This window comes from Pseudomonas sp. GD04158 (assembly GCF_029834875.1).
In the GTDB taxonomy this organism is placed as follows: Bacteria; Pseudomonadota; Gammaproteobacteria; order Pseudomonadales; family Pseudomonadaceae; genus Aquipseudomonas; species Aquipseudomonas hydrolytica.
Window position 1 is genome coordinate 1 of the sequence record NZ_JAODYT010000039.1, and the last position, 21,886, is coordinate 21,886.

The following is a 21,886-nucleotide window of genomic DNA, read 5'->3' on the forward strand; positions in this document are numbered from 1 at the left end:
CCAGTGCCCGCGGCAAGCTGCCGTGGCCGGTCGATGGCCGATTGGTAGCACGCTACGGAACCCCGCGCGGCGGCGACGCTCGTACTAAATGGGATGGCGTCCTGATCGGCGCCCCCGCCGGCAGCCAGGTGCGCGCCGTGCATGGTGGGCGCGTGGTCTTCGCCGACTGGTTGCGTGGCGCCGGTCTGTTGGTCATTCTCGATCATGGCAACGGTTACCTGAGCCTGTATGGCCACAACCAGAGCCTGCTGAAGAATGCGGGCGACCTGGTCAAGGCAGGGGAACCCATTGCCACCGTCGGCAGTAGCGGCGGTCAGGACAGCTCGGCGCTGTACTTCGCCATTCGCCAGAACGGTCGCCCGAGTGATCCGGCACAGTGGTGCCGCGCGCAGGGATAATCAGGCTGCAGCCTGGTGGCGCTTCATTTACCTAGGAGTTGTCTTCATGTCTTATCGCTTCCGCCCCACCTGCCTGGCCCTGGCCCTCGGGCTGCTGCTCGGCGTTCCAGCCCTGCACGCGGCCGAGCCTGCCCCCGCGCCGGCAGCGGCGGCGAGCGGCAAGGCACCGCTGCCGCTGGATGATCTGCGCACCTTCGCCGAGGTGATGGACCGCATCAAGGCCGCCTATGTCGAGCCGGTCAGCGACAAGACCCTGCTGGAGAATGCCATCAAGGGCATGCTCAGCAACCTCGACCCGCATTCGGCCTACCTGGAGCCGGAGGCCTTCCTCGAGCTGCAGGAGAGCACCAGCGGCGAGTTCGGCGGGCTGGGCATCGAGGTCGGCATGGAGGATGGCTTCGTCAAGGTGGTCTCGCCGATCGATGACACCCCGGCGTCCAAGGCCGGCATCCAGCCCGGCGACCTGATCGTCAAGATCGACGGCCAGCCGACCAAGGGCCTGTCGATGATGGAGGCCGTGGACAAGATGCGCGGCAAGGCCGGCAGCAAGATCGAGCTGACCCTGGTACGCGACGGCGGCCGCCCGTTCGACCTGACCCTGACCCGCGCGGTGATCAAGGTACGCAGCGTCAAGAGCCAGATGCTCGAGGACGGCTACGGCTACCTGCGCATCTCGCAGTTCCAGGTCAACACCGGCGAGGAAGTCGGCAAGGCGCTGACCAAGCTGCGCCAGGAGAACGGCAACAAGAAGCTGCGCGGCCTGGTGATGGATCTGCGCAACAACCCCGGCGGCGTGCTGCAGGCGGCGGTGGAAGTCACCGATCACTTCCTCAAGAGCGGCCTGATCGTCTACACCGAGGGCCGCCTGGCCAACTCCGAGCTGCGCTTCAATGCCGACCCGGCCGACGCCAGCGAGGGCGTGCCGCTGGTGGTGCTGATCAATGGCGGCAGCGCCTCGGCTTCGGAAATCGTCGCCGGCGCCCTGCAGGACCACAAGCGCGCGGTGCTGATGGGCACCGACAGTTTCGGCAAGGGCTCGGTGCAGACCGTGCTGCCGCTGAACAACGACCGCGCCCTGAAGCTGACCACTGCGCTGTACTTCACCCCCAACGGCCGCTCGATCCAGGCCCAGGGCATCGTCCCCGACATCGAAGTGGCGCGCGCCAAGGTGACTCGCGAACAGGATATCGAGGGCGTCAAGGAAGCCGATCTGCAACGTCACCTGGGCAACGGCAACGGCGGCGCCGATCGCCCGAGCAAGGCCGCGCAGGCCGCTCGCGCCGAACGCCCGCAGGACGACGACTACCAGCTGAGCCAGGCGCTCAACCTGCTCAAGGGCCTGAGCGTCACCCGCGGCAACTGAGGCCGTATGGCGCAACGAAAAAGCCCGGGCAACTGTCCGGGCTTTTTCTTGGCTTAGGGCGCTCGCAAACCCCGTAGGGTGCGCCATGCGCACCGGCTATGAGGCTGCTCCGGCCTAGGGTGCGCAGGCCCCTGGGCCGTGCGCACCGACCAGAATTACAGGTAATTCTCGGTGATATCGTCGATATAGCCTTCGGCACGCATCTCGTTCAGCGCCTTCTGCAGACGCTCGACGACCTCGTCCGGAGTGTCCTTGTTCAGCGCCAGATACAGCTCGGCATCGTTGAAGCGCAGTACGGTATTGAGGCCGCTGACCTCTTCCTGCTTGGCCAGGTAACGGCCGACCGGGTCGGTGGTGGCCCACAGGTCGATCTGCCCGCGCACCAGCTTCTTCACGTTCTCCTGATCACGCAGGGCATTGATCGGCTGCAGGCCCTGGCTTTCCAGATGCTGGCTGACCGCATCGTTCTTGTAGGCGCCGATGCGGTACTGGGCGGCGTCCTGCAGGCTCGACACCTTGATGTCGTTGCCCGGCGCCGCAAGCAGCACCCAACCGGTCTTGGCCAGCGGGCCGACCCACTTGAACAGCGGCTGACGCTCGGGCGTGTAGGTGGTGGAGAACAGGCCGTAGTTGGGCTTGTCCAGGGTCAGGCGGTACAGGCGATCCCAGGGAAAGCGCAGGGTCAGGGTGTAGTCGATGCCGGCACGCTTGAACATCTCGCGCACGATGTCGGCGCTGATGCCGTCGATGCCGTCGTCGCGGGCGAAGTTCTTGTCGTCCACCGCCATGTTGAAGGGCGGGAAATTCTCGGTCAGCAGCACCACCTTGTAATCCGCCGGCAGCTGCGCGTGGGCGAAGCCGGTGGCGAGAAACAGGGCGACAAACAGGCTTTTCTTCAGAGTATTCAGCATAAGACGTTCCGCTCGCGTGATTTGTGGTTATGGCTAGCGACATCCGTGCATGGCCCCCGAGGCCGGGTCGCCGGGCTCGCAGACTCTGCCATTCCTTGGCAAGCGGCCGGCTCATGGCCGGCCGCATATTCGGTGCTTACAAGTAGCTGTTGAGAATATCGTCGACGAAGCCTTCGCTGCGCATCTGGTCGAGGGCTGCCTGCAGTCTGGCGACAATCTCGTCGGGCACGTCCCTGTTCAGCGCCAGGTACAGCTCGGCGCTGTCGAAACGCAGCACCGTGCGCAGGCCGGAAATGCCCTCCTGCTTGGCCAGGTAGCGACCCGCGGGATCACCGGTGGCCCAGAGGTCGATCTGGCCGGCCACCAGCTTCCTGGCGTTTTCCTGGTCACGCAACGAGGCGCTGTGCTCGACGCCCTTCTCGGTCAGGTATTCGGAGATGGCATCGCCCTTGTAGGCGCCGATGCGGTATTGCTTGGCCTCGTCCAGGCTGGCGAGGTTGATGGGATTGTCGCCCTTGGCCAGCAGCACCCAGTCATCCGGCCCGATCGGGCCGACCCACTTGAACAGCTGCTCACGCTCCGGCAGACGAGCCGTAACGAAGACTCCGTAGCCCGGTTTCTCCAGCGCCAGCTTGTAGATGCGATCCCAGGGAAAACGCAGCGTCAGGTTGTACTTGACCCCGGCACGCTTGAACATCTCCTTGACGATGTCCACGGCGATGCCGTCGATGCTGTCTTCCTGGGCGAAGTTCTTGCCATTGATCGCCATGTTGTACGGCGGGAAGTTCTCGGTCAGCAGGACCACGCTGTAGTTCGGATCCACTTCGGCGCGCGCAGCACCGGTCAGCACCACAAGGGTGCCGCCTAGCGCGAGTAGCAGGCGTTTGAACATGGCATTTTCTCTTTCTAGGTGTAGCAGACGCCATCAGCATAACCGCCGAGCCCTCCCCGGCCCAGCGATTACTGGCAGTGTGCCTCAGTAACGCGCTTCGATGTTCTTCAGCGCACCCTCGGCACGCAATGCATCCAGCGCAGCCTGCAACTTCTGCACCACCTCATCGGGCGTTTGCAGGTTGAGGGCCAGATAGAGTTCGGCCGTATGCAGGTGCTGCACGACCCTGAGGTTCTCCATGCCTTCCTGACGCGCCACGAAACGACCAGCCTGATTGGAGGTTACCCACAGGTCGATCTGCCCACGCTCCAGCTTGCGGACGTTCTCGGTGTCACGCAGCGCGGTCTGCACCTCCAGGCCTCTGTCCAGGAGGAACTGGGTCTTGGCGTCGCCCTTGTAGCCACCGATCCGGTAACGGCGCGCGTCCTCGATGCTGGCCAGCTGGATCGGGCTGTCGCCCTTGGCGAACAGCACCCATTCGTTCCTGGCGATGGGCCCGACCCATTTGAACAGGCCCTCGCGCTCCGCCGTGCGTGCGGTGGAGAACAGGCCGTAACCGACATCGTCCAGCGTCTGCTGATACACGCGCTGCCAGGGGAAACGCAGGATCTGCTGACACTCCATCTCGGCGCGCTCGCACACCGCACGCAAGATGTCGGAGCTGATGCCGGTCACACCATCGTCGCGGGCGTAGTTGGTGCCGGATATCGACATGTTGAAGGGGGGCAGATTCTCCGTGAGCAGCACCAGCGGCTCGGCGCGCGCCAGGCTGAGGCCACACGACAGGGCCAGGACGGTCAAGAATCGAATGAGGAACATGGGGACTCCGTGTCGGAAAGATCGGCAGGCAATAGCCGTCTGCGAAATGCAGGGCTATAAGTTTTGGGAATGATGGGCAATGTTAGCCGGATCGCTGGCACTTTGCCGTCGACTCGCCCGCAGCTTTTGTTACTGAGGATGGCGAGCAGGCCGGCTCGGCGCTCGCTCGAGCGCCGCTGCGGACCACGGCCGCGGTCCGAACAGGCAGCCCTCTAACGCACCACGATGCCACGGCTGGCCAGATAAGCCTTGGCTTCCGGCACGGTGTACTCGCCGAAGTGGAAGATGCTCGCGGCCAGCACGGCATCGGCCTTGCCTTCGAGGATGCCGTCGGCCAGGTGCTGCAGGTTGCCGACGCCGCCGGAGGCGATCACCGGCACGCGCACGGCCTCGCTGATGGCGCGGGTCACGCCCAGGTCGTAGCCGCTCTTCACCCCGTCCTGATCCATGCTGGTGAGCAGGATCTCGCCGGCGCCGAGGCCTTCCATCTTGCGCGCCCACTCCACGGCATCCAGGCCGGTCGGCTTGCGTCCGCCGTGGGTGAAGATTTCCCAGCGGCCCGGCTCGCCAGGTGCAGACACGCGCTTGGCGTCGATGGCTACGACGATGCACTGCGAGCCGAAACGCGCGGCAGCCTCGCCGACGAACTCGGGGTTGAACACCGCGGCGGTGTTGATCGATACCTTGTCGGCGCCGGCATTGAGCAGGTTGCGAATGTCCTGCACGGTACGTACGCCGCCACCGACGGTGAGCGGGATGAACACCTGGCTGGCCATGCGCTCGACGGTGTGCAGGGTGGTGTCACGACCGTCGACGCTGGCGGTGATGTCGAGGAAGGTGATCTCGTCGGCGCCCTGCTCATCGTAGCGGCGAGCGATCTCCACCGGGTCACCGGCATCGCGGATGTTCTCGAACTTGACGCCCTTGACCACGCGGCCGTTGTCCACGTCGAGGCAAGGAATGATGCGTTTGGCCAGTGCCATGTCGACTTCTCTCGTAGGGTGCGCCGCGCGCACCGATAAACCGTCAGCGGTGCGCGCCGCGCACCCTACCCATTAACCCTTGAAGCTGTCGCAGAAGGCCTGGGCCTCGGCCACATCCAGGGTGCCTTCGTAGATGGCGCGGCCGGTGATGGCGCCGATGATGCCCGGCGAACGCGCCAGCAGCAGCTTCTCGATATCGCCGAGGTTGTGGATGCCGCCGGAGGCGATCACCGGAATCTTGCTGGCGGCAGCCAGCGCAGCGGTTGCTTCGACGTTGCAGCCCTGCATCATGCCGTCTTTGGCGATGTCGGTATAAACGATGGCAGACACCCCATCGGCTTCGAAGCGCTTGGCCAGATCGGTGGCCTGCACGCTTGAGACTTCCGCCCAGCCGTCGGTGGCGACGAAACCGTCCTTGGCGTCCAGGCCGACGATGACCTTGCCGGGGAAGGCCTTGCACGCCTCGGTGACGAACTCCGGCTCTTTCACCGCCTTGGTGCCGATGATCACGTAGCTGACACCGGCGCGCACGTAGTGCTCGATGGTCTCCAGGGTACGGATGCCGCCGCCTATCTGGATCGGCAGGTTCGGGTAGCGCTTGGCGATGGCGGTGACCACTTCACCGTTGACCGGCTGACCTTCGAAGGCGCCGTTCAGGTCGACCAGATGCAGACGACGGCAGCCACCCTCGACCCACTTGGCGGCCATGCTCACCGGGTCATCGGAAAATACCGTGGAGTCTTCCATGCGGCCCTGACGCAGACGCACGCAGGCGCCGTCCTTCAGATCGATAGCGGGGATAATCAGCATCGGTTGAACCTGCTCAAGTTTGAATTCGGTAAGACGCTCAGCTCTTCTCGAGCGCCCAGAGGTCGCTCTCGATGCTTTCGAACCTGTCCTTCAGGTGCGCCTGCACGTCGAGAATCGCCTTGTTGTAGTAGTGCGGCGCCAGCTCGCGGGTGATCTGGTCGAGGATTTCCTGCACTTCGAAGGTGCCCAGTTGCAGCTCGAAACGCTCATCGAGAAAGCGCTTCAGCATCAGCCGCGCGGCCTGCTCCTGGGCAGGCTCGAGCGCGAGACCGGGAACCTTGCTGCGGGCCATTACCAGCGGCCATCCCAGGCGGCGAAGTTCTGCAGAAGCTGCAGGCCGTGGGTGTGGCTCTTCTCCGGGTGGAACTGCACGGCGAAGCGCGAGCCCTCGGCCAATGCCGCGGCGAAGTCCTTGCCGTAGTGGCCGCGACCGACCACCTGCTGCGGCTTGCCGGCCTCGATGTAATAGCTGTGCACGAAGTAGAAGCGCGCATTGTCCGGGATGTCGTGCCACAGCGGGTGCTTGACCGCCTGACTGACCTCGTTCCAGCCCATGTGCGGCACCTTGAGGCGCTCGCCGTCCTCGTTCAGGTCCTTGCCGAAGAAGCGTACCTGGCCGGGGAACAGGCCGATGCAGTCGACGCCGTCGTTCTCCTCGCTGCGCTCGAGCAGCGCCTGCATGCCGACGCAGATGCCGAGGAACGGACGGTCGGCGCTGACTTCACGCACCAGCTCGTCGAAGCCCAGACGCCTGATCTCGGCCATGCAGTCGCGGATCGCGCCGACGCCGGGGAACACCACGCGGTCGGCCTCGCGGATCACCTTGGCGTCGGACGTCACCAGCACGCGGCCGGCGCCGACGTGTTCCAGCGCCTTGGCCACCGAGTGCAGGTTGCCCATGCCATAGTCGATTACGGCTACCGTCTGCATTTACAGACAGCCCTTGGTCGACGGCATCTGCCCGGCCATGCGCGGGTCCAGTTCCACCGCCATGCGCAGCGCACGGCCGAAGGCCTTGAACACGGTCTCGATCTGGTGGTGGGTGTTGTGCCCGCGCAGGTTGTCGATGTGCAGCGACACCAGCGCGTGGTTGACGAAGCCCTGGAAGAATTCCTGGAACAGGTCGACGTCGAAGTTGCCGACCACGGCGCGGGTGAACGGCACATGCATCTGCAGGCCGGGGCGACCGGAGAAGTCGATCACCACGCGCGACAGCGCTTCGTCCAGCGGTACGTAGGAATGGCCGTAGCGGGTCATGCCCTTCTTGTCGCCGACGGCCTTGGCGAAGGCCTGGCCGAGGGTGATGCCGACGTCCTCGACGGTGTGGTGGTCGTCGATATGCAGATCGCCCTTGCACTCGATATCGAGGTCGATCAGGCCATGACGGGCGATCTGGTCGAGCATATGCTCGAGAAACGGCACGCCAATGTCGAATTTGGCCTTGCCGGTGCCATCCAGGTTGATCGAGACCTTGACCTGGGTCTCCAAGGTGTTGCGCTCGACGAATGCCGTACGTTCGGCCATCACCAGCTCCACGAATTGCCAACGGAAAAAGGCCAGCATTATAGGCGCGCCGGGGCCGCAACGGCTACCGGCGATGGTCGGATGAAGCGCGCAGACCGACATACCCTTTCCCGAGAGCGCAACGTGGCTCTTGCTATGCTCCCGCCAACCAGCAAACACACCGATAGAGCCATGCACGAAGTCGATACCCTGATCATTGGCGCCGGCGTCCTCGGCCTGGCCTGCGCCGCCCGCCTGGGCAAACCCGATACGCTGATTCTGGAGGCGGAAGGGTTGATCGGCAGTCACACCTCCAGCCGCAACTCCGAAGTCATTCACGCCGGCCTCTATTACCCGCCCGGCTCGCTCAAGGCCGAGCTGTGCCTGGAGGGCCGCGAACGCCTGTACGCCTGGTGCAACCAGCACGGCGTGGCGCATCGGCGGATCGGCAAGCTACTGGTGGCGGTGCAGGAGAGCGAAATCGGCAAGCTCGAGGCGCTGGCCGGCAACGCCGAGGCCTGCGGCGTAACGGATCTGCAGCAGATCGACCAGCCACGCCTGCATGAGCTCGAACCGGCCCTGCGCGGCGTACGCGCCCTGCTCTCGCCGAGCACCGGCATCATCGACAGCCATGCCCATCTGCAGTCGCTGCTGGCGGTGGCGGAGAGCCGCGGCGCACAACTGGTGCTGCACAGCCGCGTCGAACGCCTGCAGCGCGACGGCGACACTTGGATCGCCAGCGGCCACAGTGCGGGCGAGGCCTTCTCCCTGCGCGCACAACGGGTGGTCAATGCCGGCGGCCCCTTCGCCCAGGGACTGGCCAGCACCATCGAAGGCCTGCCGCTGCCGCCGCTACATCTGTGCCAGGGTCGCTACTTCAGCTACAGCGGGCGTTCGCCGTTCTCCCGACTGATCTATCCGATGCCGGAGGCCAATACGGCCGGCCTGGGCATCCATGCCACGCTCGATCTGGCCGGGCAACTGCGCTTCGGCCCGGACGTGCGCTGGCTGGAAACCCTCGACTACCAGGTCGACGATAAGCTGCGCGCGCCCTTCGCCGCCGCCATCGCCCGCTACTTCCCGGCACTCGATGCGACCCGCCTGCAACCCGGCTATGCCGGCGTGCGCGCCAAGCTCAGCGGGCCCGGGGAACCGGCTGCCGACTTCCTGATCCAAACCCCTGCCGATCACCGCCTGCCCGGCCTGGTCAACCTGTTCGGCATCGAATCGCCAGGACTCACCGCCAGTCTGGCCATCGCCGAGCGGGTCGCCAGGGCTCTGTAAGGCTATACTCGGCGCCCATCAGAGACGGTCGCGCCCCCCTCGGCCGCCCGCAATTTTCGTTATCGAAACAAGGACTCGTCCATGAAAGCGCTCGGCAAGATCCTGGGCCTCTTCCTTCTCGGCTTGCTGCTGATCGTAGTGGCGCTGCTGTTCGCTCTGACTCATCTGTTCGACCCCAACGACTACAAGGACGAGATCCGCCAGATCGCCCGCGACAAGGCCAACCTCGAGCTGCAGCTCAGGGGCGATATCGGCTGGAGCCTGTTCCCCTGGCTGGGCCTGGAACTGACCGACGCCACCCTGGCCAGTGCCGACACCCCGGACAAGCCCTTCGCCGACCTGCGCATGATCGGCCTGTCGGTGCGCGTGATGCCGCTGCTGCGCAAGGAAGTGCAGATGAGCGACATCCGCGTCGACGGCCTCAACCTCAACCTGCAGCGCGACGACAAGGGCCGCGGCAACTGGGAAGGCGTCGGCCGCCCGGCCCAGGCCAGCGCCACGCAACCCGCGCCCAGCGAACCCGCACCGAGTGACGATGCGCCGCCGAGCCAGCCGAGCGAAAAGCCGGCCGGCCAGCCGGTCAAGCTGGATATCGACAGCCTGACCCTGAGCAACTCGCGCATCGACTACAGCGACGCGCAGAAGGGCCAGCAATTCACCCTGGAGAACATCGAGCTGAAAACCGGCGCCATCCGCGAAGGCGCCAGCATTCCGGTCAAGTTCAGCGCCTTCTTCGGCACCAACCAACCGGTGCTGCGCGCGCGCAGCGAGGTCGAAGGCCAGTTGCGCTTCGACCGCGTGCTCAAGCGCTACCAGTTCGAAGACCTCAAGCTGGCCGGCGAAGCCTCCGGTGAGCCGCTCAAGGGCAAGACCCTGAACTTCTCTGCCCAGGGCCAGCTGCTGGTCGACCTGGCCGCGAATATCGCCGAATGGAACGGCCTCAAGCTTTCCGCCAACCAGCTGCGCGCGCTCGGCGAGATCAAGGCGCGCGAACTGGACAAGGACGCCAAGCTTTCCGGCGGCCTGTCCATCGCCCCGCTCAACCTGCGCGAATTCCTCGAAGGCGTCGGCGTCGAACTGCCGCCCATGCAGGCCGCCAACAGCCTCAGCCAGTTCGAACTGGCCAGCCGCCTGAACGGCTCGAGCAAGGGCATGATGCTCGAGGAGCTCAACCTCAAGCTCGACGGCAGCACCTTCACCGGCAAGCTGGGCGTGACCGACTTCGCCAGGCAGGCGCTGCGCGCCGACCTCAAGGGCGACAAGCTCGACCTGAACCGCTATCTGCCGCCGAAAGCCCAGGACAGTGCCGGAGCCGCACGCAAGGCCGAGGTCAAGGAAAGCATCGCCGGCGCCGGCAAGGACGGCACCACCCCGCTGCCCAATGCCCCGACCCAGCAGGCCTGGAGCAGCGAGAAAGTGCTGCCGGTGGATCAGCTGCGCAAGCTCGATCTGCAACTGGCACTGAACCTGGGCCAGCTCAGCTATGAAAAGCACCAGTTCAGCGACATCAACCTCAAGGCCAACGGCCGCGGCGGCCTGATCACGGTGGAAGAGCTGCGCGGCAAGCTGCAGGGCGGCAGCTTCGTCAGCGGCGGGCGCATCGATGTGCGTCAGGCCGAGCCGATGCTGAGCCTGGAACAGCGCTTCAGCCGCATGCCGCTGGAGCCGCTGCTGAAGAAGGACGACCAACCCTCGCCGATCAAGGGCCAGCTCGACCTGGATGCCAAGTTCAACACCCGCGGCAACAGCCAGAAAGCCTGGGTCGAGGCGCTCAACGGCAACGCCAGCTTCGTCCTCAACGACGGCGTGCTGGTCGACGCCAACCTCGAGCAGCAGCTGTGCCGCGGCATCGCCACCCTCAATCGCAAGGCGCTGAGCAACCCGCCGAGCGGCAAGGACACCCCCTTCCGCGAGCTCAAGGGCAGCCTCAGCGTGCGCGACGGCGTTGCCCACAACCCGGACCTCAAGGCCCAGGTGCCGGGCCTGGCGGTCAGCGGCAATGGCGATCTCGACCTGCGCGTGCTCGGTCTCGACTACAAGGTCGGCATCACCCTGCAGGGCGACCAGCGCGAGATGCCGGACCCGGCCTGCCAGGTCAACGAGCGCTACGTCGGCATCGAATGGCCGCTGCGCTGCCGCGGTCCGCTGGAGCTGGGCGCCAAGGCCTGCCGCCTGGATCAGGACGGTCTCGGCAAGATCGCCGCACGCCTGGCCGGCAACAAGCTGACCGAGAAGCTGGAAGAGAAGCTCGGCGACAAGGTCAGCCCGGATCTGAAAGACGCACTCAAGGGCCTGTTCAATCGATGAGTCCGGAGCAGTTCAACAGCGCCGTGCTGGCCTGGTACGACCAGCACGGGCGCAAGGATCTGCCCTGGCAGCAGAACATCACCCCGTATCGTGTCTGGGTTTCGGAAATCATGCTGCAGCAGACCCAGGTCAGCACCGTGCTCGGCTACTTCGACCGTTTTATGGCTGCATTGCCGACCGTGAAGGACCTGGCCGAAGCGCCCGAGGATGAAGTGCTGCACCTGTGGACCGGCCTGGGCTACTACACCCGCGCGCGCAACCTGCAGAAGACCGCGCAAATCATCATGCGCGAGCACGGCGGCGAGTTCCCCCGCAGCGTCGAGGCGCTGGCCGAGCTGCCCGGCATCGGCCGCTCCACCGCCGGCGCCATCGCCAGCCTGAGCATGGGCGTACGTGCGCCGATCCTCGACGGCAACGTCAAGCGCGTGCTGGCACGCTACGTGGCGCAAGAGGGCTATCCCGGCGAACCGAAGGTGGCCAAGCAGCTGTGGGACATCGCCGAGCGCCTCACGCCGCACGAACGGGTCGGCCACTACACCCAGGCGATGATGGACCTCGGCGCCACCCTCTGCACCCGCAGCAAACCCACCTGCCTGCTGTGCCCGGTGCGCAGCGGCTGCCAGGCGCACCTGCTCGGCCTGGAAATCCGCTACCCGGTGTCCAAGCCGCGCAAGACGCTGCCGCAGAAGCGCACCCTGATGCCGCTGCTGGTCAACGCCGCCGGCGACATCCTGCTCTATCGCCGCCCCTCCACCGGGCTGTGGGGTGGGCTGTGGAGCCTGCCGGAACTGGACGACCTCGAGCAGCTCGCCGACCTCGGTCAGCAGCAACAGCTCGAGCTTGGCGAGCGCCAAGAGCTGGAAGGCCTGACCCACACCTTCAGCCACTTCCAGCTGGCCATCGAACCCTGGCTGGTGCGGGTGACCGAGCAGCCGAGCCGCGTGGCCGCGGGCGACTGGCTCTGGTATAACCTCGCCACCCCGCCGCGCCTGGGCCTCGCCGCCCCGGTGAAGAAGCTGCTCAAACGCGCGGCGCAAGCCATTACCGCTGGAGAACCGACATGACCCGCACCGTGCTGTGCCGCAAATACAAACAGGAACTGCCCGGCCTGGATCGCGCGCCCTACCCCGGCCCGAAAGGCGAGGACATCTTCGCCAACGTTTCCAGGCAGGCCTGGGACGAGTGGCAGAAGCACCAGACCATGCTGATCAACGAGCGTCGCCTGAACATGATGAACGCCGAGGACCGCAAGTTCCTGCAGACCGAGATGGACAAGTTCCTCTCCGGCGAGGAATACGCCCAGGCCGAAGGCTACGTGCCGCCGAGCGAGTAAGAGGTAGGGTGCACGGCTTCAAGTAGGGTGCGCCATGCGCACCAGCCGTCGGCTCTCGATAGCAGTGCGCACGGCGCACCCTCCCCCTCACGAACCTAAGCGCCCGAAATAATTAAATATTTTTCAAACCCGCGCTTGACACTGATCCCTCAAATCCGTCTAATAGCGCCCCGTTGGCCCAGGTAGCTCAGTTGGTAGAGCAGGGGATTGAAAATCCCCGTGTCGGCGGTTCGATTCCGTCCCTGGGCACCATGAATAGCAAACGAAGAGCCTCAGCCATGCGCTGGGGCTTTTTGCTTTCCGCCTCCGGCAATTTGTCCGTGCCATTATTTCGCCTGCGCGACAAGCAACTGCAGCCAGGCGACACCCGCGACCCAGAGACCCTCTATCGCCCGGCAAACGGCTTGGCGGTCACGGAAACGCTATGCTAGCTTGGCCGCCAGCCAGGACGGCCCGCAGCACGCCGGAGCGCTTTCGAAGAAGAAGAGGATCACACCCCATGGCCGAGGCGACGCCCGCGCTGGAAATCCGCAACCTGCACAAACGCTACGGCGACCTCGAAGTGCTCAAGGGCATTTCCCTGACGGCCAAAGACGGCGACGTCATCTCCATTCTCGGCTCTTCCGGCTCCGGCAAGTCCACCTTCCTGCGCTGCATCAACCTGCTGGAAAACCCGCATCAGGGGCAGATCTTCGTCGCCGGCGAGGAGCTCAAGCTCAGGGCCGCGAAGAACGGCGACCTGGTCGCCGCCGACAACAAGCAGATCAACCGCCTGCGCAGCGAAATCGGCTTCGTCTTCCAGAATTTCAATCTGTGGCCGCACATGAGCGTGCTCGACAACATCATCGAGGCGCCGCGCCGCGTGCTCGGCCAGAGCAAGGCCGAAGCCATCGAGGTGGCCGAAGCGCTGCTGGCCAAGGTCGGCATCGCCGACAAGCGTCACGTCTACCCCAACCAGCTGTCCGGCGGCCAGCAGCAGCGTGCGGCCATCGCCCGTACCCTGGCCATGCAGCCGAAGGTGATCCTGTTCGACGAGCCCACCTCGGCGCTGGACCCGGAGATGGTACAAGAAGTGCTTAACGTGATCCGCGCGCTTGCCGATGAAGGTCGCACCATGCTGCTGGTCACCCATGAAATGAGTTTTGCCCGCCAGGTGTCCAGCGAGGTGGTGTTCCTCCACCAGGGCCTGGTCGAGGAACAGGGGCCACCCGCCCAGGTGTTTGACAACCCGCAATCGGCACGCTGTAAACAATTCATGTCCAGCAATCGCTAACACGGAGCAACATGCATGCAGAACTATAAGAAGATCCTGCTGGCCGCGGCCGCTACCCTGGCTTTCGGCACCAGCGCTGTCGCCGCCGACAAACTCAAACTCGGCACCGAAGGCGCCTACCCGCCCTTCAACCTGATCGACGCCAGCGGCAAGGTCACCGGCTTCGACGTGGAAATCGGCCAGGCGCTGTGCGCCAAGATGCAGGCCGAATGCGAAGTGGTCACCTCCGACTGGGACGGCATCATCCCCGCCCTCAACGCCAAGAAGTTCGACTTCCTGATCGCCTCCATGTCGATCACCGAAGAGCGTCAGGCCGCGGTCGATTTCACCGAGCCCTACTACACCAACAAGCTGCAGTTCATCGCGCCGAAGTCGGCCGAATTCAAGACCGATGAAGCCAGCCTCAAGGGCAAGGTGATCGGTGCGCAGCGCGCCACCATCGCCGGCACCTGGCTGGAAGACAACCTGGGCAAGGTGGTCGACATCAAGCTGTACGACACCCAGGAAAACGCCTACCTCGATCTGGCCTCCGGCCGTCTCGACGGCGTGCTGGCCGACACCTTTGTCAACTGGGAATGGCTCAAGAGCGACGCCGGCAAGAACTTCGAGTTCAAGGGCGACCCGGTATTCGACAACGACAAGATCGGCATCGCCGTACGCAAGGGCGACCCGCTGCGCGAGAAGCTGAACACCGCTCTGCAGGCCATCATCGAAGACGGCACCTACAAGCAGATCAACGACAAGTACTTCCCGTTCAGCATCTACTGATGACCTGAAGGCATTGCGCCGCCCACTCGGCGGCGCAGTCGCCCGAGCCCTCCGATGATCTTCGAACTCCACGGATTCGGCCCCGCCCTGGCGGCCGGCACCCTGATGACCATCAAACTGGCGCTTTCCGCGCTGGCGGTGGGTCTGGTGCTCGGTCTGCTCGGCGCGCTGGCCAAGACTTCGCCGTACAAGCCGCTGCAGTGGCTCGGCGGCAGCTATTCCACCATCGTGCGCGGCGTGCCCGAACTGCTCTGGGTGCTGCTGATCTATTTCGGCACGGTCGGCCTGATGCGCAGCCTGGCCGACCTGCTCGGCGTCGCCAGCCTCGAGCTCTCCGCCTTCGCCGCGGGCACCATCGCCCTCGGCCTGTGCTTCGGCGCCTACGCCACCGAGGTGTTTCGCGGCGCCATCCTGGCCATCCCCAAGGGCCATCGCGAAGCCGGCATGGCCCTGGGCATGTCCAAGGGCCGCATCCTCTGGAAGCTGATCCTGCCGCAGATGTGGCGCATCGCCCTGCCCGGCCTGGGCAACCTGTTCATGATCCTGATGAAGGACACCGCGCTGGTCTCGGTGATCGGTCTGGAAGAGATCATGCGCCGCTCGCAAATCGCGGTGACCGCGAGCAAGGAGCCCTTCACCTTCTATATGGTTGCAGCCTTCATCTATCTGGGCCTGACCATCCTCGCCATGATCGGCCTGCATTTTCTCGAGAAGCGCGCCAGCCGCGGCTTCGTCCGGAGCGCGTCATGAGAAAGAACGCCGCCATCATCGCCTGGCTCGCAGCGGGCCTGCTCATCGCACTGGCGCTCTGGACGAGCCTCTCGAGCCTGAACTGGGCGGTGATCATCAAATGGCTGCCGCGCCTGTCCCAGGGCGCGCTGCTGACCCTGGAGCTGGTGACCATCGCCGTCGTTGCCGGCCTGATCCTCGCCCTGCCCATGGGCATCGCCCGCGCCTCCCGGCACTGGTACGTGCGCGCCCTGCCGTATGGCTACATCTTCTTCTTCCGCGGTACGCCGCTGCTGGTGCAGCTGTTTCTGGTCTACTACGGCCTGGCGCAGTTCGATGCCGTGCGCCAGGGGCCGCTGTGGCCCTATCTGCGCGACCCGTACTGGTGCGCGATCATCACCATGACCCTGCATACCGCCGCCTACATCGCCGAGATCCTGCGCGGCGCCATCCAGGCCGTGCCGCCCGGCGAGGTGGAAGCGGCGCGTGCCCTAGGCATGTCGCGCGCGCAGGCGATGCTCTACATCATCCTGCCGCGCGCCGCGCGCATCGGTCTGCCGGCCTACAGCAACGAAGTGATCCTGATGCTCAAGGCCAGCGCCCTGGCCAGCACCGTGACGCTGCTGGAGCTGACCGGCATGGCACGTACCATCATCGCGCGCACCTACCTGCCGGTGGAAATCTTCTTCGCCGCCGGCCTGTTCTACCTGGCCATCGCCTTCGTTCTGGTGCGTGCCTTCCGCCTGCTGGAACGCTGGCTGCGCGTCGACGCCTGCCAGGGCCGTTGATGCAAGCGGGCCGCCAGAATTGGCGGCCCGGCTCAAACCGGAAGCAGACAGATGTCCGAGCCGATACTCACCAGCAACGACCTGCTCGCGCGCTTTCAGCTTCTGGATGCGTTTCTGCTTGAACACCAGACGCTGTGGCGTCCACGACCCTTCCATCACCTGCAATTGCCCTGGGAAAGCGAGCTGCCGGCGCTTGCCCGCTGGTTGCGTGGCCGCACGCTGGAGCAGGCCGAGGCCAGCCATGGCAGTCCCTGGGAACTGGACGCCCCCGCGCCCTTTCGCCAACTGGCCGAACAGGCACGGGCACTCGGTACCGTTGGCGAGCTGCCGATAACCGCGCTCGACGAGCGTCCGAGCGCCTTCGCCGTCGATGTGCCAGGACGCAAGCTGGAGCAGATTCAGGCCTTCGCCAATCACCTGCAATTCACCCAGGCACCTCGCCACTGGCTCGACTGGTGCTCGGGCAAGGGCCATCTGGGACGCTGGCTGAGCCACGGCGGTCAGCAACTGACCTGCCTGGAATACGACCCGGCCCTGGTCGAATCGGGCCAAGCGATGAGCGCACGACTGCGACTGAACGCAGCGCACCTGCAGCAGGACGTGCTCGCGCCGGACTGCAGCGAACGCCTGCTCGCGGAGCACACGCCGGTAGCCCTGCACGCCTGTGGCGAGCTGCACGTGCGGCTGCTGCAGCTTGCCAGCCGCAAGGGCTGCGAGCAGCTGGCGGTCGCACCCTGTTGCTACAACCGTATCGCCGGCATGCATTACCAGCCGCTGTCGGACGCCGCCAAGGCATCACGCCTGATACTGTCACGCGATGATCTGGGCCTGCCACTGAGCGAAACCGTCACCGCCGGCGCCCGAGTGCGCCGCCAACGCGACCAGTCGATGGCCTGGCGCCTGGCCTTCGATCTGCTGCAGCGCCGCCTGCGCGGCATCGATCAGTACCTGCCAACGCCCTCGCTGAGCAGCGACTGGTTCAGCAAGCCCTTTGCCGCGTTCTGCCGAGACCTGGCGGCACTGCGCGAAGTGCCGCCGCCCGGCGATCAGGACTGGGCGGCGCTGGAGGCAAGCGGTTGGCAACGGCTGGCTGCAGTGCGCAACCTCGAACTGCTGCGCAACCTGTTCCGTCGCCCCCTGGAGATCTGGCTGCTGCTCGACCGTGCGCTGTATCTGCACGAACGAGGCTATGAGATCCGGCTGGGAACCTTCTGCGATTACCGGCTCAGCCCGCGCAACCTGTTGCTGCTCGCAGAGCGCGACGAGGTTGCCCACAGAAGCTGTGGATAACTCTGTTGATGTTTTTTGGGCAAGTGCCTCAGACGCCCTGCCCGATTACCTCGCCGACAACTGATTATTTTTCAACCAACCGCCTAAGGCCTTGAAAAACAACAAGTTGCGCCTTCTTGTGAGGAGTAGCCCCAAAACAGGGCGGGGCTATCCGGCTCGCCTTCTCTTTGTGCATAAGCCCACGACTGCTGATAGCCAAGCCTGGGAGAAACGTCTGACACGGCCCGCTTTACTCAGGCCGATGAATGGATATAATGGCGGCCCTTCCGTGCCGGTATAGCTCAGCTGGTAGAGCAACTGACTTGTAATCAGTAGGTCCCGGGTTCGACTCCTGGTGCCGGCACCATCTTTCAAAGCCCCGCTCACGCGGGGCTTTTTCTTTTCTGCGTCACCGCCCCGTACGGGTGTAGTAGGCATCGCGGTCATAGACCTGGGTCACCTCGCAGGTCACCCCCGAACGGAACACCAACTTGTTCTCCAAGCCATAGGGTTCAAAAACCAGCAGCGCGCTGTCCGCGTAGGCGATCTCGTCGCAATAGCGGGTATGGATATGCATGCTTTCTTCAATGGTTTGGTAATGGTTTCTCTCGACGCTTTTTATGTTGACGGGAATTCGTTCCACCGCGCCGACACCCGCAGCCGAACTAGCAACAATGGCTGTCAGGGCAGAGATAAACATTCGCACTTGCCACCTCCGTGGATCAGCGGCACTTTCAAGAAACGCAGACATTATCCCAGACCTCTGGCATTAACCATCCCCTTGCATTGAACCACCCATAAAGGCATGCTGCCATCATCGCCAGCTGACCAGCCTCCCCATGGACAGTTCGTCATCCCGCGATGAAATGATCCGGCTGAAGATTCATGCTGCTTATATCACCCCGCCAGCATGCCGGCGCCAATATTACAGCGAACCCACGAGAAACAGCCGGCAATGGGAAAACTGCATTCACTTCAAGCTCTGCGCGGAATAGCCGTACTAGCGGTTCTGCTCTTTCATATGATTGCGGTGGAAGGCAAATACAGCGCTGGAGCCACACTGCTCGCGTACGAGGCGCTCTGGCTACAACTTGGAGTCGATCTGTTTTTTGTCATCAGCGGCTTCGTCATGGTTCTGGTAACCCGCAACCGCTTTCAGCAGCCGAGAGAACTTGGCCGCTTTCTCTTTCATCGCATTGCGCGCATTTACCCTAACTACTGGATCTATTTTCTACTTACTCTTTCCGTATTACTGTTGCAACCACACCTGGTCAATTCATCACATGGCAGCTCAAATATCTGGCTGTCGTTTTTCCTTGTTCCCAATGAACAAGTTCAACTGGTCATGGTCGCCTGGTCGCTGATATTCGAACTCTGGTTCTACCTCGTATTCAGCGCCCTTCTCTTGTGCCGTGAAAAATGGCTACCCACCCTGCTGGCGAGCTGGGCGCTGGGGCTGATCATATTCAACGTATCGGCCGATCTCGAAGCCTTCTCTCCCTTGATGAAAATAGTGCTGCACCCCTACGCCCTTGAGTTCATTCTGGGTAGCGCGGCAGGGCTGATTTTTTTCAGCCGCCATGCCCACCGTATACCTCTGCCCCCCCTGTGCCTGCTTGCCGTACTGGCGATGATCGCGCTGCCCTGGTTCTTCAGCGCACAAGTATCCGGCCCCGAGGGCGTACTGCGCATGCTGCTGTGCGGCGGCAGCTTCGCTTTGCTACTGCTTGCTCTGGCGCTCTTGGAGCAGCGCCAACACTGGACGCCCCCGGCCACGCTCAGCGCAATAGGTGACATGTCTTACACCGTCTATCTTTCACACATACTGGTGCTGGGCGTAATCGGAAAGATCTGGCAGTGGTATGGGCCTGACCCGAGCACTCTGCTGGATAACGTCCTGTTCGTTTCGCTCATGTTCGGCGCCGCACTCAGCTATGGCTGGCTGGCTTATAAAACATTGGAAAAACCCTTGGTTAACTTGCTGAATCAGTATGGAAATCGCTGGTTCAGGCAGAGGGCTCCAACGCTTCTGGACTCCGCCCCGCGCTAAGGAAAGTCGAGTATGGCCAAGGTTATCAATGGCGGGCTGGACGCCCTGAAAGTTGCACTTTCCTGCATGGTACTGGCGGTACATTGCGGCTTTCTCGGTGGCAACGGCACACTACTGGGCTACCAGTTGAACAGTGGCATCTTCAGAATTACCGTGCCGGTCTTTTTTCTTATAAGCGGCTATTACCTGTACCACAGCCTGCAGCGCGATCCGCACAGCATCAAGTTGTGGCTGCGCCGAGCCGTCACTCTCTATGTTTTCTGGATGATTCTTTACGCCCCATTCTATGTAACGCCGGCAACATTCGAGGGTTTAAGAGGCGCCATAGCGCTCATCAAACATTGGGTAATCGGCTTTTTCCATTTGTGGTACGTCATCGCCATGATTGGCGGTGGCGTCATGATCTACCTTCTTCGCCACCAGAGTAACCGCACGCTTCTATGCCTCACCCTCCTGCTCTACTGCACCGGAGCGGTCCTTCAATACATGCGCGCTTATTATGAAATTCCCGTTCCTTTACTTCAGCACATCAACAACAACGATTATGTAGGGCGAAACTTCCTATTTGTCGCCTTTCCCTTGATGACTCTCGGATTTTTGATTGCCCGCAACCGGCTTCAGGAAAAGATAACCACTGGCCAAACCCTGACACTCTTTCTGTTTGGTTGCGCGCTGGTACTGGCAGAGGCAACACTGCACTATCAGTTGCAACAGGACTCGCTACGCAAGCTGAACTTCGATTGCATGTTGTCGATTCTCATCGCAGCGCCAGCACTGTTTCTGCTGCCTTTGCGCCACGTGATCGAAGGACACAGCTTGATCCCCGCCAAGCTGTCTGCGGCGATCTACTACCTACATCCGCTGCTGCTGATTCTGCTGATTGGCATCGGATTCGAGGAGAGCACGTCGACCGCCTGGATGGTATTGGCGCTTACGCTACCTGCCTCGGCGCTGCTGATATTGACCAGCCGCCGATTGCGCTTCGTTCTCTGAGACTATTCCCGCCAGGGCTTCAACTTCGCCGCCAGAAGCAGCATCAGAATCAGCGCCGCGGCTGCGCTGCTGAACAGCTGCGCCAGATGCCCGCTGCCCAGTGGCAGCAGGTAGGCAGCCAGGGCCATTGCGAGCAGCGCGACGCTTGCCTGACTACGCCAGGCAAGGATGCTCCACAGTCCCTGCCGCCGTAGCAGCAGCAAACCTGTCAGCGTCACGCCAGCACAGGCAGCCAGGGAAATGCCCGGCAGACCCAGATAGAAAGGAAGGACACCGAGCAGACAGGCGTTGAGCAGGCTTCCGCTGAGCTCACAGCGCAGCGGCAGTACGGTGTCGCCACCTGCGTAGGCGTAGCGCGCAAACAAGGCATTCCAGGCGCTGAACAACAGCGGAACGGCGAACCACGCAACCAGTTCGACCAAGGCGGAATCGTGAGCCTGCGACGGCATCAGCAAGGCCACCAGCACAGCAGCCCCGCCGATCAGCCCGACGACGGCAGGCAAGCTGAGCAAGGTGGTGCAGGCCAGACCACGACGCAGCAAAGCCAATCGCTCTTCGCCCTGGCGTCCGCTCATCAGGCCGAGCATGACCTGGTTGAGGCTCATCAGAGCGACCAGCGGCAGATTGATCAGCTTGCGCGCCAGATTCAGCCAGGTAACGGCGCCTTCGCCAAGCAGCGACGCGACCATCCGCTCCAGCAAGGCCAGGCCATGGCTGGCCAGATTGCTGCCGAACAGCGGCGCCATGCGCGCCAGCAGCTCACGTCCTGCGCCGGAGCCCCGCCCCAGCTTCCACGGGCGCCAACCCAGGCTCCAGGTTGACCGCAACAGCAGCAGCGGCATGCACAGGCTGCCAACCAGGCAGGCCATCGCCAACCCAGCTGCGCTGCTGTCAGCCCCCCATGCCAGCAGATACAGCACCGGCGGAAGGTTGAAGGTCAGCGAGCCAAGGCCGGCCAGGACGAAGCGCGACTGCGCCTGCAGCGGCACACAAAGCAGGGCGTGCAGAAGGATTCCCGGGGCGCTCCAGGCAAGCAGCATCAGACTCTCGCGTGCCGTTGCCGCAGCCTCGCCTGACAGCCCCGGTCCGACCACCGCCACCCAGAGCGGCGCACCGACACTCATCAACAACGCCAGCACCAAGCCCACCAGCACTGTCCTGGGTAACAGGCTGCAGAGCCAGGCTTCGCGCTGCTCGGCATCACGCTGTTGAAACAATGGCAAAGCCGCTGCGCTGAGCAGACCGGCCGCGAAGGCCATGCGCAGAGCCTCGGGCAGAAACAGAGCGACGATGAACGCGTCACTGCGCGAGCCGACACCCCATGCCGCCACCAGCAACCACTCACGGGCAAAGCCTGCCACCAGGCCGAGCAGGGTGGCCAGGGTCAACCAGAGCGTCGAGCCGAGCACGAAG

23 protein-coding genes and 2 tRNA genes are annotated in these 21,886 nt (G+C 63.7%); 15 read left to right on the forward strand and 10 right to left on the reverse strand.

The genetic code is table 11. From position 1 onward, the window contains the following. Both N7333_RS15180 and N7333_RS15185 read left to right on the forward strand, forming a co-directional pair. Nucleotides 1-398: peptidoglycan DD-metalloendopeptidase family protein (locus tag N7333_RS15180; RefSeq protein ID WP_279859052.1), on the forward strand; the 398-nt coding region annotated here is incomplete at its 5' end. Nucleotides 399-444: 46 nt separating this feature from the next. Then, the gene (locus tag N7333_RS15185; protein WP_129482463.1) at nt 445-1,761 is read left to right on the forward strand and encodes a S41 family peptidase; all 1,317 of its coding nucleotides are present in this window, start codon (nt 445-447) and stop codon (nt 1,759-1,761) included. 155 nt (nt 1,762-1,916) lie between these two features. Here N7333_RS15185 and N7333_RS15190 read toward each other — a convergent pair whose 3' ends face one another. From N7333_RS15190 to hisB, 8 genes are all read right to left on the reverse strand, one after another. Continuing rightward, on the reverse strand, nt 1,917-2,672 hold the full coding sequence (locus N7333_RS15190) for an ABC transporter substrate-binding protein (protein ID WP_004373994.1): 756 nt from the start codon (nt 2,670-2,672) through the stop codon (nt 1,917-1,919). 136 nt (nt 2,673-2,808) lie between these two features. After that, the gene (locus N7333_RS15195; RefSeq protein ID WP_129482462.1) at nt 2,809-3,564 is read right to left on the reverse strand and encodes an ABC transporter substrate-binding protein; all 756 of its coding nucleotides are present in this window, start codon (nt 3,562-3,564) and stop codon (nt 2,809-2,811) included. Between the two features lie 84 nt (nt 3,565-3,648). Next, on the reverse strand, nt 3,649-4,383 hold the full coding sequence (locus N7333_RS15200; protein WP_004373998.1) for an ABC transporter substrate-binding protein: 735 nt from the start codon (nt 4,381-4,383) through the stop codon (nt 3,649-3,651). A gap of 212 nt (nt 4,384-4,595) precedes the next feature. Beyond that, nucleotides 4,596-5,366 carry an imidazole glycerol phosphate synthase subunit HisF gene (gene hisF / locus N7333_RS15205; RefSeq protein WP_004374000.1) on the reverse strand — a complete coding sequence of 257 codons (771 nt, stop codon included), beginning with the start codon at nt 5,364-5,366 and terminating at the stop codon, nt 4,596-4,598. A gap of 72 nt (nt 5,367-5,438) precedes the next feature. Beyond that, complete coding sequence (hisA, locus tag N7333_RS15210) at nt 5,439-6,176, reverse strand: 1-(5-phosphoribosyl)-5-[(5-phosphoribosylamino)methylideneamino]imidazole-4-carboxamide isomerase (protein ID WP_012020037.1); 738 nt, start codon at nt 6,174-6,176, stop codon at nt 5,439-5,441. 37 nt (nt 6,177-6,213) lie between these two features. Beyond that, nucleotides 6,214-6,468 carry a DUF2164 domain-containing protein gene (locus N7333_RS15215; protein ID WP_279859053.1) on the reverse strand — a complete coding sequence of 85 codons (255 nt, stop codon included), beginning with the start codon at nt 6,466-6,468 and terminating at the stop codon, nt 6,214-6,216. Continuing rightward, nucleotides 6,468-7,106 carry an imidazole glycerol phosphate synthase subunit HisH gene (hisH, locus tag N7333_RS15220; RefSeq protein ID WP_100547363.1) on the reverse strand — a complete coding sequence of 213 codons (639 nt, stop codon included), beginning with the start codon at nt 7,104-7,106 and terminating at the stop codon, nt 6,468-6,470. Before hisH ends, N7333_RS15215 begins: the two co-directional genes overlap by 1 nt. Continuing rightward, nucleotides 7,107-7,700 carry an imidazoleglycerol-phosphate dehydratase HisB gene (gene hisB / locus N7333_RS15225; RefSeq protein ID WP_004374009.1) on the reverse strand — a complete coding sequence of 198 codons (594 nt, stop codon included), beginning with the start codon at nt 7,698-7,700 and terminating at the stop codon, nt 7,107-7,109. A 171-nt stretch (nt 7,701-7,871) separates the two neighbouring features. On the opposite strand from hisB, the gene N7333_RS15230 reads away from it, so the two are divergent. The 11 genes from N7333_RS15230 (at nt 7,872) to N7333_RS15280 (ending at nt 17,797) form a co-directional block, all read left to right on the forward strand. Then, nucleotides 7,872-8,963, forward strand: coding sequence for an NAD(P)/FAD-dependent oxidoreductase (locus N7333_RS15230; RefSeq protein ID WP_129482460.1), 1,092 nt, complete (start codon nt 7,872-7,874; stop codon nt 8,961-8,963). A gap of 81 nt (nt 8,964-9,044) precedes the next feature. Continuing rightward, nucleotides 9,045-11,270, forward strand: a complete 2,226-nt coding sequence (locus N7333_RS15235) for an AsmA family protein (protein WP_129482459.1) — start codon at nt 9,045-9,047, stop codon at nt 11,268-11,270. Next, a complete protein-coding gene (gene mutY, locus N7333_RS15240) occupies nt 11,267-12,334 on the forward strand; it encodes an A/G-specific adenine glycosylase (protein WP_092378456.1) in 1,068 nt (355 codons plus the stop codon). The genes N7333_RS15235 and mutY overlap by 4 nt, the downstream gene beginning before the upstream one ends. Further along, nucleotides 12,331-12,603 (forward strand): oxidative damage protection protein, encoded by a 273-nt coding sequence (locus tag N7333_RS15245; protein ID WP_092378458.1) that lies wholly within the window; start codon nt 12,331-12,333, stop codon nt 12,601-12,603. The genes mutY and N7333_RS15245 overlap by 4 nt, the downstream gene beginning before the upstream one ends. A gap of 176 nt (nt 12,604-12,779) precedes the next feature. Continuing rightward, nucleotides 12,780-12,855, forward strand: a tRNA-Phe gene (locus N7333_RS15250). Nucleotides 12,856-13,102: 247 nt separating this feature from the next. Further along, entirely contained in the window at nt 13,103-13,876 is a 774-nt protein-coding gene (locus N7333_RS15255; protein WP_004374016.1) for an ABC transporter ATP-binding protein, read from the forward strand. A gap of 15 nt (nt 13,877-13,891) precedes the next feature. Beyond that, nucleotides 13,892-14,644 carry an ABC transporter substrate-binding protein gene (locus N7333_RS15260; protein WP_004374017.1) on the forward strand — a complete coding sequence of 251 codons (753 nt, stop codon included), beginning with the start codon at nt 13,892-13,894 and terminating at the stop codon, nt 14,642-14,644. Between the two features lie 54 nt (nt 14,645-14,698). Next, complete coding sequence (locus tag N7333_RS15265; protein WP_012020052.1) at nt 14,699-15,394, forward strand: ABC transporter permease; 696 nt, start codon at nt 14,699-14,701, stop codon at nt 15,392-15,394. 77 nt (nt 15,395-15,471) lie between these two features. Then, nucleotides 15,472-16,161, forward strand: a complete 690-nt coding sequence (locus tag N7333_RS15270) for an ABC transporter permease (RefSeq protein ID WP_129482602.1) — start codon at nt 15,472-15,474, stop codon at nt 16,159-16,161. A gap of 51 nt (nt 16,162-16,212) precedes the next feature. Beyond that, on the forward strand, nt 16,213-17,451 hold the full coding sequence (locus tag N7333_RS15275) for a methyltransferase (RefSeq protein ID WP_129482458.1): 1,239 nt from the start codon (nt 16,213-16,215) through the stop codon (nt 17,449-17,451). Between the two features lie 270 nt (nt 17,452-17,721). Then, a tRNA-Thr gene (locus tag N7333_RS15280) sits at nt 17,722-17,797 on the forward strand. Nucleotides 17,798-17,839: 42 nt separating this feature from the next. Here N7333_RS15280 and N7333_RS15285 read toward each other — a convergent pair. Next, nucleotides 17,840-18,130 (reverse strand): hypothetical protein, encoded by a 291-nt coding sequence (locus tag N7333_RS15285; protein ID WP_252576698.1) that lies wholly within the window; start codon nt 18,128-18,130, stop codon nt 17,840-17,842. 255 nt (nt 18,131-18,385) lie between these two features. Between N7333_RS15285 and N7333_RS15290 the strand changes: the two genes are divergently transcribed. Both N7333_RS15290 and N7333_RS15295 read left to right on the forward strand, forming a co-directional pair. After that, nucleotides 18,386-19,480: an acyltransferase gene (locus N7333_RS15290; RefSeq protein ID WP_129482456.1), complete on the forward strand. Its 1,095-nt coding sequence runs from the start codon at nt 18,386-18,388 to the stop codon at nt 19,478-19,480. Between the two features lie 12 nt (nt 19,481-19,492). After that, complete coding sequence (locus N7333_RS15295) at nt 19,493-20,473, forward strand: acyltransferase (RefSeq protein WP_129482455.1); 981 nt, start codon at nt 19,493-19,495, stop codon at nt 20,471-20,473. A 2-nt stretch (nt 20,474-20,475) separates the two neighbouring features. Here the strand turns inward: N7333_RS15295 and N7333_RS15300 are convergent, their stop codons facing one another. After that, nucleotides 20,476-21,882, reverse strand: a complete 1,407-nt coding sequence (locus N7333_RS15300) for a lipid II flippase MurJ (protein ID WP_129482454.1) — start codon at nt 21,880-21,882, stop codon at nt 20,476-20,478. Nucleotides 21,883-21,886 lie beyond the last annotated feature (4 nt).